This window comes from Streptomyces sp. NPDC091972 (assembly GCF_044756385.1).
Classification (GTDB): domain Bacteria; phylum Actinomycetota; class Actinomycetes; order Streptomycetales; family Streptomycetaceae; genus Streptomyces.
On the sequence record NZ_JBIVSV010000010.1, the window covers coordinates 161,436 to 176,591 of the forward strand.

Here is a 15,156-nt window from a genome sequence, read left to right on the forward strand (position 1 = left end):
TCAGAGGCAGTGCACCGCCTGCGTGGTCAGCTCGTAGCGCGCGCCCACGACGGCCAGTTCACCGGAGTCCACCTTGGCGGCGAGGTCGGGTTCCGCCGCGAGCCGTGCCCGGACGAGTCGTATGTTCGCGTCGACCGTCGCGTCGATCCGCGCGTCCCCCGTCTTCGTACGGTCGATCGCCGGGCTGATCTGCTCGGCCAGGTACTGGATGTGGGCGGGCAGTTGCGCACCCGTCCCGTCCGCCTGGACCGCCGCCTTCACGGCTCCGCACGACTGGTGGCCGAGCACCATCAGCAGCGGGATGCCCAGTTCGAGCACCCCGTACGCGAGGCTGCCGAGCACCGCCTCGTCGAGGACCTGGCCCGCGGTGCGCACGGTCATCAGGTCGCCGAGGCCCTGGTCGAAGACCAGCTCCGGCGCCACCCGGGAGTCGATGCAGCCGAGCACGAGGGCGAAGGGGTGCTGGGCGGTGGTCAGCGCCTGCCGGACGGCGGGCGTCTCGTCGGGGTGCCGCTCGCGGTAGGTGCGCCAGCGCCGGTTGCCCTCGGCCAGCTCGCGCAGGGCCTCCTCGGCGGTGGTGGGCCGTTTGCGCGGCGGAACCGCGGCGGGCGCGGCGACGGCGGCCGGGGCGCCGGCGGCGAGGCCGGTGCCGAGGACCGCGGTACCGGTGAGCGCGGCGCGCAGGAGGGCGCGCCGCGCGGTTCTGTGGGGTCGCTGGTCGGAGGTCACGGAGGGGAACGTACGTCCGACCCGTTCCCCTCCCGTCCGGATTGCCTTTTCATGGCCGGGCGTTGGTGTTTCATGGGCGAACGCTGAACCGTTCTTGGCCGACCTCGGGGCCTCCAACCTGTGTACCGGGCAAGGGAGTTGGCTCGCTCGGTCAACTCGGTCACTTCGGCTCGCCGTTGAACCTCGCGGTCGCCCAGCGGTAGCCGAGCACCGCGAGCCCGAGGGACCAGGCGACGGCGATCCAGCCGTTGTCACCGATCTCGGTGCCGAGGAGCAGTCCGCGCAGGGTCTCGATGGCCGGGGTGAAGGGCTGGTACTCGGCGATCGGCTGGAACCAGCCCGGCATCGCGTCGACCGGGACGAACGCGCTGGAGATCAGCGGCAGGAAGATCAGCGGCATGGCGTTGTTGCTGGCGGCCTCGGCGTTGGGGCTGATGAGGCCCATGCCGACGGCGATCCAGGTCAGCGCCGTGGCGAACAGCACGAGCAGCCCGAAGGCGGCCAGCCACTCCAGGACGGTGGCGTCGGTGGAGCGGAAGCCGATGGCCACGCCGACCGCGCCGACCAGGACCACGCTGACCACCGACTGGAGCACACTGCCGACGACGTGTCCGACCAGCACCGAACCGCGGTGGATCGCCATCGTCCGGAAGCGGGCGATGATGCCCTCGCTCATGTCGTTGGAGACGGAGACCGCGGTGCCGATCGTGGTGGAGCCGATCGTCATCAGCAGCAGGCCCGGGACGAGGTAGGCGATGTAGTCGGAGCGGTCGCCGCCGCCGATGCCCGCGCTCATGGTGTCGCCGAAGACGTAGACGAAGAGGAGCAGCAGCATGATCGGGGTGAGCAGCAGGTTCAGGGTGAGCGAGGGGTAGCGCCGGGCGTGCAGGAGGTTGCGGCGCAGCATCGTGGAGGAGTCGCGCACCACGAGGGCGAGGTTGCTCATCGGACGGTCTCCTTGGTCGGGGCGGGGCCGGTCAGGGCGAAGAACACGTCGTCCAGGTCGGGGGTGTGCACGGTCAGTTCGTCGGCCTCGACGCCGGCCGCGTCGAGCCGGTCGAGGAGGGCGCGCAGCTCGGACTGGCTGCCGCCGCTGGGGAGGCGCAGGGTGAGGGACTCGTCGTCCCCGGTGACCTCGCGCAGTTCGCGGGCGGCGCTGCGGTAGGCGTCCGGGTCGGTGAAGCGGAGCCGGACGTGTCCGCCGGGGACCAGGCGCTTGAGCTCTTCGGCGCTGCCCTCGGCGGCGATCCTGCCGTCGTGCAGGACCGCGATGCGGTCGGCGAGTTCGTCGGCCTCCTCCAGGTACTGGGTGGTGAGGAAGACGGTGACGCCGTCGGAGACCAGCTCCCTGATGACCTGCCACATGGTGTGCCGGGAGCGGGGGTCGAGACCGGTGGTCGGTTCGTCGAGGAAGATGATCCGCGGGTCGCCGACGAGGGTCATGGCGATGTCGAGGCGGCGCTTCATGCCACCGGAGTAAGTCGAGGCAGGCTTCTTCGCCGCCTCGGTGAGGTCGAAGCGCTCCAGCAGGTCGGCGGCGACCCTGCGGCCCTCGCTCCTGGGGAGGTGGTGCAGGTCGGCCATGAGCAGCATGTTCTCCTCCCCGGTGATCAGTCCGTCGACCGCGGAGAACTGCCCGGTGACACCGATGGCGGCGCGCACCCCCTGCGGGTCGGCGGCCAGGTCGTGACCGCCGACGTGGATGTCACCGGTGCCCGGGTCGGCCGGGACGAGAGTGGAGAGGATCTTGACGGCGGTGGTCTTGCCGGCGCCGTTCGGACCGAGGAGGGAGAAGATCGTGCCGGCCGGCACCCGGATGTCGATGCCGTCGAGGACGGTCTTGTCCCCGTAGGACTTGCGCAGTCCGTTCGCCGCTATGGCCAGGTCGGTCATGGTGGGTGCTCCTTGAGGGGGCTGTGGGAGGCGGCGGGTCAGAGGCCGCGGGCGGTGATGTCGCCGTGGGTGGTGGTGGCGTGGACGGTCAGGGCGGCGCGGCTGCCGTCGGTGTTGTTGAGGGTGTTGTGGATGCGGCCGTACGAGGTGCCGGCGTCCAGGGCGGCGGAGGCTGCGGTGGCGAGGGTGATGTCGCCCTGCTGGGTGGTGAGGTCGAGGGTGCCGGTGACGGCTTCGTGGACGGTGATGTCGCCGCGCTGGGTGCTGATGCGGCCGGGTCCGGTGAGGCGTTGGACGGTGACGTGGCTGTCGGTGGCGGTCAGGTGCAGGCGCGCGGCTTCGTCGATCTTGACCGGGCCGTGGGCGCCGTCGAAGGTGATGTCGCCCAGGCGTCCGACGGCGCGGAACTCGGCGGCGGCCGTGCGGGCCTGGAGGTGGGAGCCGGCCGGGACCCGGAGGGTGACCTCGACGGCTCCGGAGGGTCCGAAGTAGGGGTTCTTGGCGGGTGGGGCGGTGATCCGCAGGACGCCGTCGCGGTGGTCGACCTCGATCTGTTCGGCGGCTTTGGTGTCGCGGCCGCGGCCGGGGTCGGCGGGGCGGATGTCGACGGTGGTGTCGGCGCGGTCGGCGGCGATGACCTGGACGCGCCCGGCGGGCAGGTCGATGACGGCGGTGACCGGGGCGGGGGTGTCGAACGTGTGCATCAGCTGCTCCTGCGTTTCGTCGTCGGTGTTTCCGATGGACGAAAAGCTACGTTGCATTCACTAGTTGGGCAACGTACTTGTTGCGCCGCAATCTAATACCAGCAGGTGAATGCATCAATTTCATTGCAACGAATCAGAAAGCAACGCAACGCCCTGCTCGTGTTCGTTGCAACAGATCAGAAGTGAACGCTATGCTTCGGGCACCAGGAACCACGAAGGAGGCCGCGATGCCGGGAGGCAGGCTCACCCAGCAGGAACGGCAGCAGATCGCGCTGGGAGTGGCCGACGGCCTCGCCTACGCGGAGATCGCCCGCCGCCTCGAACGCCCCACCTCGACCATCACCCGCGAGGTCATGCGCAACGGCGGCCCCACCGCCTACCGCGCCGACCTCGCCCACCGCGCCGCCGAACGCCGCGCCCACCGCCGCCGGCAGACCGCCCCGCGCGCGGCACAGGCGCCCGCACCGGCCCACGGCCGCGATCCCGAAGCGGTGCGCGACTACGAGGAGGTGTTCACCACCGTCCTCATGCAGACGGGCGTGCCCAAGATGATGGCGAGGGTGCTGACCTGCCTCTACACCAGCGACACCGGCACGACGACAGCCGCCGAGCTCGTCCAGCGCCTCCAGGTCAGCCCGGCGTCCGTCTCCAAGGCCATCAGCTACCTCGAGAACCAGGGCCTGGTCCGCCGCGAGCGCGACGAGCGGCGCCGCGAGCGCTATGTCGCCGACGACGACGTCTGGTACCAGTCCATGATCGCCAGCGCCCGCGGCACCATACAGCTCGCGGAGACCGCACGGCAGGGCGTGGGCGTCCTCGGCCGGGACACCCCGGCCGCCGCCCGCCTGGAGAACATCGCCCGCTTCCTCGACTTCGTCTCCGAGAGCATCACCCGCGCCGCGGACCAGGCTCGCGAGGTCCTCCACACGAAACCGGAGCCCGCCCCGGACAGCGCTCCCGCGCCGGACAGCAGGGAGACGAAGTGAGCGGTGCCGTGGTCCTCCGACATGGCGTCTCCCGTCGTGTCCCGATCACCGTGCGTATCGTTGTACCGCGCGGCTGGACTCGTCCATGGGACAGCCGGGGAGGAGCGCCACGATGACCGTCCTCGAAGACAGGATCGCGATGGCCGAGAGCGACAACACGAGCACCCTCGACGAGATGTTCGAGCGGCTCGAGACGATGCCCGTCCCCGAGGGATACAAGGTCGAGATCGTCGAGGGGACCGTCTACATGTCGCCGCAGCGGGACACCCACTGGGAGATCATCCTGGACATCGTCGAGCAGTTGCGGACCAAGTACTCGCGCAAGCGTGTGAAGTCCGACGTGCGCATCGACTACCCGGGGCACCTCAACGGCTTCGCGACCGACGTGACGGTGATGGCCGAAGGCGCCGCGAAAACGGAGGACGGCCGCTGGTCCCACGAGGACGTCGAGTTCGTCGCCGAGGTGATCTCCAAAGGAACCGCGGCCAACGACTACGGCCCGAAGAAGGCTGCCTACGCCATGGCGGAAGTCCCCGTCTACGTCATCGCGGACCCGTATCAGGGGCGGTGCCACATCTTCACCGACCCCAAGGGCGGTGACTACGAGGTCGAGACCAGGGTGCCCTTCGGCAAGGATCTGGACCTCACCGGCACCGTCGTCGGTCTCGCCCTCACAACGGATGAGTTCCCCCGTGACTGACTGACACAATCCGCCGCATGTCGATCATCCACAGGACCACCCTCAAGCCCACCAAGCTGGAACTCCTCACCACCTGGCTGCCCTCCCGCCCCTGGTACACCGGCACCGGCGCCCCCGAGCTGACCAGGGCCGGCGGCTTCCGGCTTGACGACCCGGAGGGCGAGGTCGGGATCGAGTTCCTGGTGGCCGTCGACTCCTCCGGCCCCGAACCCGTCACCTACCTGGCCCCCCTCACCTACCGCGCCGCCCCGCTCCCCGGCGCCGAACACGCCCTCGTCGGCACCATGGAGCACGGCGTGCTGGGCCCCCGCTGGGCCTACGACGGCATTCACGACCCGGTGCTGCGCAGCACACTCCTCGCCCTGTTCGAGGGCCGCGTCCAGGCCCAGGCACAGAGCCTCAGTGACACCCCCGACCACGAGGTCACCCACTCCTTCACGGGCTCCGGTCTCACCGTCCCCGAGGGCCCCGTCGAGGTCACCGAGGACCGGGACGGCACCGGGTTCGCCCTCCCGGACGGCACGGTCCTGCACCTGCACCGGCGCCCGCGGCCCACCGCCCCCGAGGGCGCGATCGGCCAGGTCACCGGGGCCTGGGACGCACCGGACGGCACCCGAGCCCGAGGCGTCCTCGCGAGCCTGCGCACTGGCTGAGGACACGGGTGTCACAGCCCGGGTGAAGGCACACCTCCGCCAAGACCTGAACAGACGTCAGAACCCCACGTCCGGCCCCCGGAACGTCGGCACCCTGCGCACCCGGCCGGCCCGCTCGTACGCGTACGCCAGCCGCAGCAGTGTCGGTTCGCTCCACGCCGTGCCCATGAACGTCACCCCGACCGGCAGGCCGAACGCGAACCCCGCCGGCACGCTCACCGCGGGGTACCCGGCGAGCGCCGCGGGCGTGGACGCGCCGCCGCCGTAGGTGTCCCCGCGGATCAGGTCGATCTTGGCCGGCGGGCCGGTCGTCGGCATCACGAGGGCGTCGAGGCGGTGCCGGCGCAGCACCGCGTCGATGCCTTCCGCCCGCGACAGCCGACGGTTCACCGCCAGCGCCTCCTCGTACTCCCGTGCCGAGAAGTCCAGCCGCTCCACCGCCTCCAGCCCGTCCTGCCGTACGTACCGCAGTTCCCGGTCGGCGTGCTCGCGGTTGAAGGCGATCAGCTCCCGCAGGCTGCGCGGGATCTCACCACGCGCCTCGGCGAGGTAGGTGTTCAGGGCCCGCTTGAACTCGTAGGCCTGGACGACCATCGCACCGGGCAGGTCCTCCAGCTGCTCGGCGGTGGGGATGTCCGCGGGGTCGACGATCACCGCTCCGGCCGCGCGCATCACCTCGATCGCCCGCTCGGCGATGTCGTCGGCATGGTCGCTGTACCCGAAGTACACGGTCCGCGGGATGCCGATGCGCGCCCCGCGCAGCCCGTCCGCGGACAGGAAGCGGGTGTAGTCGCGGTGGGAGTGGCCCCGGCTCGCGGCCGTCGCGGGGTCCCTGGCGTCGACGCCGGCCAGCGCGCCGAGCATGATCGCCGCGTCCCGGACCGTACGGGCCATCGGGCCGACGCTGTCCTGGCTCGGCACACCGGGGATGATCCCGCCCCGGCCGACCAGTCCGACGGTCGGCTTGACCCCGACGACGCAGTTCGCCGAGGACGGGTCGATGATCGAGCCGTTGGTCTCGGTGCCGATGCCGGCGACGCACAGGTTGGCCGCGACGGCGGCGCCGGTGCCGGAGCTGGACTCGTTGGGCGAGCGGTCCAGCTTGTACGGATTGCGGGTCTGGCCGCCGCGCGCGCTCCACCCGGCGTGGTGGGTGAGCGAGAGGCCGCCCGCCCACTCGCTGAGGTTGGTCTTGCCGAGGACGACGGCACCGGCGGCCCGGAGCCGGGCGGCGACCGTGGCGTCCCGCGAGGGCCGCAGCCCCTCCAGGGCGAGCGAGCCGGCCGTGGTGTGCATCCGGTCCGCGGTCTCGACCAGGTCCTTCAGCAGGACCGGCATGCCGTGCAGCGGGCCCCGGGGCCGCCCGCCCGCGTCCAGCCGTCGGGCCTCCCGCAGCGCGTCGGGGTTGACCTCGATCACCGCGTGCAGCAGCGGGTCGAGGCGTTCGATCCGCTCCAGGTAGTAGCGGGTGAGCCGCTCCGCGTCGAGCCGCCCCCTGTCCATCAGCGCGCGCAGCTCGGTGATGGACAGCTCGTCGAACTCCCCGGTCGCGACATCCGCCGCGCGGGCCGGGGCCGCACCCAGCAGGGGCGTGGCCGCCGCCGCGGTGCCGAGCGCCAGCACGTCCCGCCGGGTGGCCCGGATTCCCTCCATGCGTGTCATGCACGGCACGTTAGAGACGGAACCGCCCGAACTCCCTCCGGCTGTCCCCCGGTTCGACAGGGGAGCAATCCCCCCGAAGCCGGTGCTTGCCTGGAGTCCACTCCAAGGCGTTGGCTGGACCACCATGAAGTACACGCAGCTCGGACGCACCGGACTCAAGGTCAGCCGACTCGTCCTCGGCACCATGAACTTCGGCCCGCAGACCGACGAGCCCGACTCGCACGCGATCATGGACTCGGCTCTCGACGCGGGAATCAACTTCTTCGACACCGCCAACGTGTACGGCTGGGGCGAGAACAAGGGCCGTACCGAAGAGATCATCGGCAACTGGTTCGCGAAGAGCGCCGCCAACCGCGACAAGGTGGTCCTGGCCACCAAGGTCTACGGCAACATGGCCGCGGACGGCGACGCCTGGCCCAACCACGACAAGCTGTCGGCGCTGAACATCCGCCGTGCCGTCGACGCCTCGCTCAAGCGGCTCCGGACCGACCACATCGACGTCTACCAGTTCCACCACGTCGACCGCGCCACTCCCTTCGAGGAGATCTGGCAGGCGATCGACACCCTCGTGCAGCAGGGCAAGATCCTCTACGTCGGGTCCTCCAACTTCCCCGGCTACAAGATCGCCCAGGCCAACGAGATCGCCGCGCGGCGCGGCGGCACCATCGGCCTCGTCAGCGAGCAGTGCCTCTACAACCTCGCCGAGCGGCGCGCCGAGATGGAGGTCATCCCGGCCGCCCAGGAGTACGGCCTCGGCGTGATCCCCTGGTCGCCGCTGCACGGCGGTCTGCTCGGCGGGGTCATCAAGAAGGAGGTCGAGGGCGGCCGCCGCGCCTCCGGCCGGGCCGCGGACACCCTCGCCGACCCGGCCAAGCGGGCCCAGATCCAGTCGTACGAGGACCTGCTGGAGAAGCACGGTCTGGAGCCCGGCGAGGCGGCCCTGGCCTGGCTGCTGACCCGTCCCGGCGTCACCGGCCCGATCGTCGGCCCGCGCACGGCCGAGCAGCTCGCGTCGGCGGTCCGGGCGGTCGAGCTGGAGCTGGGCGAGGAGGTCCTGTCCGGCCTGGACGAGATCTTCCCGGGCACCGGCCCCTCTCCGGAGGCCTTCGCCTGGTAGCGCCCGGTGGGGGAACCGCGGCCGGCCGCGGTTCCCCTACCTGCCGAGGACGGCGGCCAACGCCACGACGACGAACATCATCACAAGCACACCGGCCATGATCCGGTTCCGGGTCTTCGGGTCCACGTGTCGAGCCTAACCGGCTCCGCCCAGCGGCCAGCGGCCGACCACCTCGTAGCGGGGCTGCTCCCCCGGCACCCCGGACCCCGGAAGGTTGCTCCGCACCAGCGCCAGCTCGTCCACGGTCCAGGTGCGGCTCGTGAACCCGGCGAGCACCTCCAGGCAGGGCCGGACGTCCACCGCCTCCCGGCTGCGCGCCACGGTCAGGTGGGCCTTGTACCGCCGGTGCTCCCCGGTGTCCACGCCGGCCCTGCGCGCGGCCGCCTCAGCCCGTTCCGCCAGCAGCCGCAGCACCGGCAGTCCGCCGGAGGCCCCTGCCCACAGGGCCCGCCCGTGCCCGAACTGCCCGCCCCCGTGCACGGCCAGCGGGAAACGGGCGGTCCGCCGGGCCGCCCGCTCCAGCCGCTCCGACAGCTCCGGTACGGCGTCCTCGTCGACCTCGCCGTAGAAGGCGAGCGTGAAGTGCCAGCCCGGGACGCCGGTCCAGCGCAGCGCCTCGGCGACCGGCAGCTTCCTCAACTCGGCGACGACTGAGGCGAGTTCCTCGGTGACATCCTGCGGAGGCAGTACCGCGGCGAAGAGTCTCATGGGGGCCAGCCTGTCACCATGGGGGCATGGAGATCACCATCCGGGACGGCGGCGCCGACGACCTACCCGTGATCCTCGGCATGCTGGACAGCTGTGTGGAGTGGCTGGTCGCGCGGGGGCGTCCCGGCCAGTGGGGGACCCGGCCGCTGTCGGCGAGTCCCGGGACGGTGGAGTCCGTCGCCCGGTACGTGGCGGAGGGCAGCGTGTACATCGCCGAGGCCGACGGCGTCCCGGCGGCGACGCTCACGCTCACCGACGCGCCCGGCGCCCACCTGGCGCATCTGCCGCCGCCCGGCGAGCCCGAGCGGTACATCCACTGGCTCGCCTCCGACCGCCGCTTCCAGGGCCACGGCATCGGCAGCGCCCTCCTCGCGCACGCCGCCGAGCAGACCCGGCGCGCGGGTGTCGGCCTGCTGCGGGTGGACTGCTACGCGGGCGACGACCGCCGGCTGGTCGCCTACTACGAGGCCAACGGCTTCGCCCCGACGCAGACGTACACCGCCGGGGCGAACAACGACTGGCCGGGCCAGGTACTGGCCATGCGCGTGCGGCCGTAGCGCTCAGGCCGCGGGCGCCAACTGCTCCTGCGCCTCGCGCGGCACGAACCGGACGTGCGGGTGGCCGCGGTTCCAGCCGACCGACAGCCGCAGGTTGCCGACGCGGGCCAGGACCAGGCCGATCGTCACGGCCGCCACCGCGGCGATCGCGCCGCCGACCGCGAGGCCCGCCCGGACGCCGTACGCGTCGGTGACCCAGCCGGCGATCGGGGCGCCGATCGGCGAGCCGCCCATGAACACCATCATGTAGAGGGCCATCACGCGGCCCCGCATGGCCGGGTCGGTGCCCATCTGCACGCTGGTGTTCGCGGTGACGTTGACCGTCATGCCGAACATCCCGATCGGGGCCATGAGCAGGGCGAACAGCCACAGCGAGGGCGCGACGGCGGCGACGATCTCCAGCGCGCCGAAGGCCACCGCGCCCACGACGAGGACCCGCATCCGGGCGGTGCCGCGCCGGGCCGCGAGCAGGGCGCCGGCCAGGGAGCCGACCGCCATCACCGTGTTGAAGAGGCTGTAGGAGCCGGCGCCCGCGTGGAAGACGTCGTCGGCGAAGGCCGAGAGGTACACGGGGAAGTTGAAGCCGAAGGTGGACACGAACCCGACCAGGACGATGGTCCAGATCAGTTCCGGCCGCCCGGCCACGTAGTGCAGGCCCTCCCGCAACTGTCCCTTGCCGCGCGGGGCGCGCTCCACGACGTGCAGCTCACGCGCCCGCATCATCAGCAGGCCGACCAGCGGGGCGACGAAGGACAGGCCGTTGGCGAGGAACGCCCAGCCGGTGCCCACGCCGGTGATCATGACACCGGCGACCGCGGGGCCGATCAGACGGGCCGACTGGAAGTTCGCGGAGTTCAGGCTGACCGCGTTCTGGAGCTGGTCGGGGCCGACCATCTCGGAGACGAACGACTGGCGGGCCGGGTTGTCGACGACTGTCGCGAGGCCCACGGCGAAGGCGGCGAGGTAGACGTGCCAGACCTGGACGTGGCCGGTCAGGGTGAGGACGGCGAGCGCGACGCCGGTGGCGCCCATCGCGGACTGCGTGAACAGCAGTGCGCGGCGCTTGGACAGCCGGTCGACGAGGACGCCGCCGTAGAGACCGAAGAGCAGCATCGGCAGGAACTGAAGGGCCGTCGTGACGCCGACGGCGGTGGCGGAGCCGGTGAGGCTGAGCACCAGCCAGTCCTGGGCGATGCGCTGCATCCAGGTGCCGATGTTGGACACGACCTGGCCGGCGAAGAACAGCCGGTAGTTCCTGACCTTCAGCGAACTGAACATGGATGACTTGCGGGACGCAGAGGTAGAAGGGATCGGTGCGGGGGCGGATTCTGCTCCGGGTCCCGTACTCAAAGTGCGTTCGCCTCCTCTTCGTGGCTTACAGGTGTGCGAGTTTCTCCAGCACGGGGGCGGCTTCGCGCAGTTTCGCCCACTCGTCCTCGTCGAGGCCGTCGACCAGGGCGGCGAGGAAGGCGTTCCGCTTGGCGCGGCTCTCCGCGAGCATGGCCTCGGCCTGCTCGGTCTTGGTGACGACCTTCTGGCGCCGGTCCTCGGGGTGCGGCTCCAGCCGGACGAGTCCCTTGGCTTCCAGCAGCGCCACGATGCGGGTCATCGACGGCGGCTGGACGTGCTCCTTGCGGGCGAGCTCCCCGGGGGTGGCCCGGCCGCAGATGGAGAGGGTGCCCAGCACCGACATCTCGGTGGGGCTCAGTGACTCGTCGACCCGCTGGTGCTTGAGCCGACGGGACAGTCGCATCACGGCTGAGCGCAGGGAGTTCACGGCGGCTACGTCGTCGCCATGGGTAAGGTCCGGCATCTCTTTAGCATAACTCATTACTCTGGCTAAACAAGCTGGCGCACACGGGCATTCCCGTGACTCCGGCCACTCGTCACCCATTCGTCATCCGCCCCGGCACAACCTTCGACGACGGTGACCCACCTCACAGCGGAACCTCAACTACCGTCCCATTTAGGGGCTTTGACGTGGTGGACAGGGTCGGCCGCACAGGGTTGCATCAGCAGCTCCGGCCGTCGTGCCGCGTCCCGTCCGCGGCCTCCACCCATCCCGAGGAAACCCGCCTTGCGACACCTCAGACAGCTACGGCTCGCCGCGCTGGCGATGGTCCTGGCAGCAGCTCCCACCGCATGGTCCGCCGCCCCGGCGCCCGCCGTCACCGGCACCCCCGCCGCCGACACCGCGTTCGGCTACACCGCGCAGCTCGTCGTCGGCGACCACGACCGCGGCTGCTCCGGGGTCCTGGTCGCCCCCCAGTGGCTGCTCACCGGCGCGAGCTGCTTCGCCGCCGACCCGGCCGTGAGCCTCGCCGTCCCCGCGGGCAGGCCGGCCTCGCCGACCACCGCCACCATCGGCCGCTCCGACCTCAGCACCGGGGCGGGCGCGGTGCGCCAGGTCGTCGAGCTGGTGCCCGGCACCACCGGGCGGGACGTGATCCTGGCCCGGCTGAACCAGGCGGTCACCAATGTCACCCCGGTGGCCCTGGCCACGTCCGAGCCCACCGCCGGGGAGACGCTGGCGTTCGCCGGGTTCGGACGGACCCGGACCGAGTGGGCACCCCTGAAGCTGCACTCCGGCGCGCTCTCGGTGGACGCCTCGGACGCGGACACGATCACGGTCACCGGCGCGGACGGCGTGGCCGCGTGCGCCGGTGACACCGGCGGCCCGGTGGTGCGCACCACGAACGGCACCGACCGACTGGTGGCCCTCACCAGCCGGTCGTACCAGGGCGGCTGCTACGGCATCGACGCCACCGAGACGCGCACCGGCGGCGTGGCGGCCCGTGTCGACGGACTGGCCGCCTGGATCGACACCGCCGTCACCGCGGCCCGCCCCCTCACCAACCAGGGGACCGCGAAGTGCCTGGCGGTGCCCCGGGCCGACACGGAGAACGGCACCGGCCTGATCCAGTGGACCTGCAACGGCGGCTCCGAACAGAAGTGGCACCTGACGCCGGTCGCGGGCGGCAACGGCGACCGCTACGTCGTCAGGAACGCCAACAGCGGCCGGTGCCTCGCGATGCCGGCCGCCTCGGTCACCGACGGCACCCAGGCCATCCAGTGGACCTGCAACGGCGGCAAGGAACAGGTCTGGATCCACGACAGCCTCGACCGGCTGCGCAACCTGAACAGCGACAAGTGCCTCGCCGTCCCGGCGTCCAACCCGGCCATCGGCACCAAGGTCATCCAGTGGCCGTGCTCGTCGAACACCGACCAGCGGTGGACCTGGTAGCGGCGGGCCGCCCGGTGCCGGAAGGCCGAGGCTCCCCGCACCGGCGGGCCCCGAAACCGGATCTTCACCCGAACGAGTGAGTCGGGTGCGGAAAGTGAACGCTGGTCCCCCTGGACGACGACCCTCGTCTCCATGGGGACCAGTGTGCTCAGCCTGCGGATAGACGGGGAGCTGCTCGAGCGGCTCCGGGACCATGCGGCCAAGAGGGGGATGAGCGTCCAGGACTATGTGATCCGAACGCTCGTCCGGGACGACTTCGACGAACGGTTCCAGACCGCCGTCGACGAGACCGAGAAGTTCTACGGCGTCACGTGAGACCGGGGCGGGTGGGGGCGACTCACGTCAGGCCCAGGGCCGGCATCAGGTAGTAGAAGGCGAAGACGGCGGAGACGACGTACATCGCGGCCGGGACCTCCCGGGCCCGCCCCGCCGCCAGGCGCAGCACCACGAAGGTGATGAAGCCCATGCCGATGCCGTTGGTGATCGAGTAGGTGAACGGCATCATCACCATCGTCACGAAGGCCGGGATCGCGATGGTGTGGTCGCCCCAGTCGATGTCGCGGACCGAGTTCGCCAGGATCAGGAAGCCGACGGCGAGCAGCGCGGGGGTCGCGGCCTGGGACGGGACCATGGTGGCGACGGGCGTCAGGAAGAGGGCCACGGCGAAGAGCGCGCCGGTGACCACGTTGGCGAAGCCGGTGCGGGCGCCCTCGCCGACACCGGCCGTGGACTCCACGAAGGCCGTGGTGGCGGAGGAGGAGCTGGCACCGCCCGCGGCGACCGCGAGGCCGTCGACGAACAGGACCTTGTTGATGCCGGGCATCTGGCCCTGGGCGTCGGTGAGCTTGGCCTCGTCGGAGACGCCCATGATCGTGCCCATCGCGTCGAAGAAGCACGACAGCAGGACCGTGAAGACGAAGAGGATGCCGGTCAGCACGCCGACCTTGTCGAAGCCGCCGAACAGGCTGACCTTGCCGAGCAGACCGAAGTCCGGGGTGGCGACCGGGTTGCCGGGCCACTTCGGGGCGGTGAGCCCCCAGGACGGCACCTTGGCGACGGCCTCGATGATCATCGCCAGGACCGTCATGGCGACGATGGAGATCAGGATCGCGCCGGAGACCTTGCGGACGATGAGCGCGAGGGTCAGCAGGGCGCCCAGGACGAAGACCAGGACCGGCCAGCCGTTGAGGTGGCCGTCACCGCCGAGCTGGAGCGGGACGGTGGTCTGGGCGACGTCCGGGATGCGGGAGACGAACCCGGAGTCCACGAGTCCGATCAGCATGATGAACAGGCCGATACCGATGGAGATCGCCTTGCGCAGGCCGAAGGGCACCGCGTTCATCACGCGCTCGCGCAGACCGGTGGCGACCAGCAGCATCACGATGAGGCCCGCCAGGACCACCATGCCCATCGCGTCCGGCCAGGACATCCGGGGCGCGAGCTGGAGCGCGACGACGGAGTTCACGCCGAGCCCCGCGGCCAGCGCGATGGGGACGTTGCCGACCACGCCCATCAGGAGCGTGGTGAAGGCCGCGGTCACGGCGGTCGCGGTGACCAGCTGGCCGTTGTCCAGGTGATGGCCGTACATGTCCTTGGCGCTGCCGAGGATGATCGGGTTCAGCACGATGATGTAGGCCATCGCGAAGAAGGTGGCGAAGCCGCCCCGGATCTCGCGCGGCAGCGTGCTGCCCCGTTCGGAGATCTTGAAGTAGCGGTCGAGGGCGGTCGGCATTGGATGTTCCTACGAGCAGAAGTGGACAGACGCAAACCGTTTCAGTATGAACGTATAAAGCCGGAGGAGCCATCTCCGCGCGTAGATGTGATCGCCTCGTAAGCTGTCCCCATGGCCGGCTTTTTCTCGGGACCCCTCAGGCACGAGGCTCCGGAGCCCCTGGAGGGCCCCGTGGTCGCCACCGTCACCGGTGGCACGATCCTGTGGTTCGCGCTGTTCCTCGTACAGCTCCCCTTCTACGGCTGGTTCGCGGACCACGACCGCACCTGGTGGCTGTGGACCTGCCTGGCCGGGGGCGTGCTCGGGCTGTACGGCACCTGGTACGTCCGCAAACGGGACGCCGCCATCAGGAAGGCGGCGGCCGCCGACTCCGCCGCCGACCCTGCTTCCGAGTGACGAGCGCCCCCTAGTACCAGGGCATCACGCGCCCGGTCCCGTCTCCTCCCCAGGTCGGAACTTCCGGCCACTCGG

General features: G+C 71.0%; 17 protein-coding genes. 8 read left to right on the forward strand and 9 right to left on the reverse strand.

All coding sequences use genetic code 11. The annotated features are described in order from the left end of the window. The 4 genes from ACIQJT_RS27760 to ACIQJT_RS27775 all read right to left on the reverse strand — a co-directional run bounded on the left by ACIQJT_RS27760 (nucleotide 1) and on the right by ACIQJT_RS27775 (nucleotide 3,326). Entirely contained in the window at nucleotides 1-729 is a 729-nt protein-coding gene (locus ACIQJT_RS27760) for a carbonic anhydrase (RefSeq protein ID WP_402647990.1), read from the reverse strand. A 160-nt stretch (nucleotides 730-889) separates the two neighbouring features. Then, nucleotides 890-1,675, reverse strand: a complete 786-nt coding sequence (locus ACIQJT_RS27765) for an ABC transporter permease (protein ID WP_402647992.1) — start codon at nucleotides 1,673-1,675, stop codon at nucleotides 890-892. Then, complete coding sequence (locus tag ACIQJT_RS27770; protein ID WP_402647995.1) at nucleotides 1,672-2,622, reverse strand: ATP-binding cassette domain-containing protein; 951 nt, start codon at nucleotides 2,620-2,622, stop codon at nucleotides 1,672-1,674. Before ACIQJT_RS27770 ends, ACIQJT_RS27765 begins: the two co-directional genes overlap by 4 nt. Before the next feature lie 38 nt (nucleotides 2,623-2,660). After that, entirely contained in the window at nucleotides 2,661-3,326 is a 666-nt protein-coding gene (locus ACIQJT_RS27775; protein ID WP_402647998.1) for a DUF4097 family beta strand repeat-containing protein, read from the reverse strand. 227 nt (nucleotides 3,327-3,553) lie between these two features. On the opposite strand from ACIQJT_RS27775, the gene ACIQJT_RS27780 reads away from it, so the two are divergent. The 3 genes from ACIQJT_RS27780 to ACIQJT_RS27790 all read left to right on the forward strand — a co-directional run bounded on the left by ACIQJT_RS27780 (nucleotide 3,554) and on the right by ACIQJT_RS27790 (nucleotide 5,665). Then, complete coding sequence (locus tag ACIQJT_RS27780) at nucleotides 3,554-4,312, forward strand: helix-turn-helix domain-containing protein (protein WP_402648001.1); 759 nt, start codon at nucleotides 3,554-3,556, stop codon at nucleotides 4,310-4,312. A 112-nt stretch (nucleotides 4,313-4,424) separates the two neighbouring features. Further along, nucleotides 4,425-5,012: a Uma2 family endonuclease gene (locus tag ACIQJT_RS27785; RefSeq protein WP_402648003.1), complete on the forward strand. Its 588-nt coding sequence runs from the start codon at nucleotides 4,425-4,427 to the stop codon at nucleotides 5,010-5,012. 17 nt (nucleotides 5,013-5,029) lie between these two features. Next, nucleotides 5,030-5,665 (forward strand): 1,4-alpha-glucan branching protein, encoded by a 636-nt coding sequence (locus tag ACIQJT_RS27790; RefSeq protein WP_402648005.1) that lies wholly within the window; start codon nucleotides 5,030-5,032, stop codon nucleotides 5,663-5,665. A 57-nt stretch (nucleotides 5,666-5,722) separates the two neighbouring features. Here the strand turns inward: ACIQJT_RS27790 and ACIQJT_RS27795 are convergent, their stop codons facing one another. Next, the gene (locus ACIQJT_RS27795) at nucleotides 5,723-7,318 is read right to left on the reverse strand and encodes an amidase (RefSeq protein WP_402648330.1); all 1,596 of its coding nucleotides are present in this window, start codon (nucleotides 7,316-7,318) and stop codon (nucleotides 5,723-5,725) included. Nucleotides 7,319-7,451: 133 nt separating this feature from the next. Between ACIQJT_RS27795 and ACIQJT_RS27800 the strand changes: the two genes are divergently transcribed. Next, nucleotides 7,452-8,444, forward strand: coding sequence for an aldo/keto reductase (locus ACIQJT_RS27800; protein WP_365452228.1), 993 nt, complete (start codon nucleotides 7,452-7,454; stop codon nucleotides 8,442-8,444). A gap of 135 nt (nucleotides 8,445-8,579) precedes the next feature. Here ACIQJT_RS27800 and thpR read toward each other — a convergent pair whose 3' ends face one another. Then, nucleotides 8,580-9,152: an RNA 2',3'-cyclic phosphodiesterase gene (gene thpR / locus ACIQJT_RS27805; protein WP_402648008.1), complete on the reverse strand. Its 573-nt coding sequence runs from the start codon at nucleotides 9,150-9,152 to the stop codon at nucleotides 8,580-8,582. Nucleotides 9,153-9,178: 26 nt separating this feature from the next. Between thpR and ACIQJT_RS27810 the strand changes: the two genes are divergently transcribed. Further along, the gene (locus ACIQJT_RS27810; RefSeq protein ID WP_402648011.1) at nucleotides 9,179-9,709 is read left to right on the forward strand and encodes a GNAT family N-acetyltransferase; all 531 of its coding nucleotides are present in this window, start codon (nucleotides 9,179-9,181) and stop codon (nucleotides 9,707-9,709) included. Nucleotides 9,710-9,712: 3 nt separating this feature from the next. Here ACIQJT_RS27810 and ACIQJT_RS27815 read toward each other — a convergent pair whose 3' ends face one another. Both ACIQJT_RS27815 and ACIQJT_RS27820 read right to left on the reverse strand, forming a co-directional pair. Then, nucleotides 9,713-10,987 (reverse strand): MFS transporter, encoded by a 1,275-nt coding sequence (locus ACIQJT_RS27815; protein ID WP_365452234.1) that lies wholly within the window; start codon nucleotides 10,985-10,987, stop codon nucleotides 9,713-9,715. A 97-nt stretch (nucleotides 10,988-11,084) separates the two neighbouring features. Continuing rightward, nucleotides 11,085-11,522, reverse strand: a complete 438-nt coding sequence (locus tag ACIQJT_RS27820; RefSeq protein WP_365452236.1) for a MarR family transcriptional regulator — start codon at nucleotides 11,520-11,522, stop codon at nucleotides 11,085-11,087. 264 nt (nucleotides 11,523-11,786) lie between these two features. Between ACIQJT_RS27820 and ACIQJT_RS27825 the strand changes: the two genes are divergently transcribed. Together ACIQJT_RS27825 and ACIQJT_RS27830 are read left to right on the forward strand one after the other, a co-directional pair. Next, nucleotides 11,787-12,953 carry an RICIN domain-containing protein gene (locus ACIQJT_RS27825; RefSeq protein WP_402648015.1) on the forward strand — a complete coding sequence of 389 codons (1,167 nt, stop codon included), beginning with the start codon at nucleotides 11,787-11,789 and terminating at the stop codon, nucleotides 12,951-12,953. Nucleotides 12,954-13,085: 132 nt separating this feature from the next. Beyond that, nucleotides 13,086-13,268: a hypothetical protein gene (locus ACIQJT_RS27830; protein ID WP_053849503.1), complete on the forward strand. Its 183-nt coding sequence runs from the start codon at nucleotides 13,086-13,088 to the stop codon at nucleotides 13,266-13,268. Nucleotides 13,269-13,290: 22 nt separating this feature from the next. Here ACIQJT_RS27830 and ACIQJT_RS27835 read toward each other — a convergent pair whose 3' ends face one another. Further along, nucleotides 13,291-14,685 (reverse strand): NCS2 family permease, encoded by a 1,395-nt coding sequence (locus tag ACIQJT_RS27835; RefSeq protein WP_402648018.1) that lies wholly within the window; start codon nucleotides 14,683-14,685, stop codon nucleotides 13,291-13,293. A gap of 111 nt (nucleotides 14,686-14,796) precedes the next feature. Here ACIQJT_RS27835 and ACIQJT_RS27840 point away from each other — a divergent pair, with 111 nt between their 5' ends. Further along, on the forward strand, nucleotides 14,797-15,081 hold the full coding sequence (locus ACIQJT_RS27840) for a DUF2530 domain-containing protein (RefSeq protein ID WP_365452241.1): 285 nt from the start codon (nucleotides 14,797-14,799) through the stop codon (nucleotides 15,079-15,081). Nucleotides 15,082-15,156: the final 75 nt, after the last annotated feature.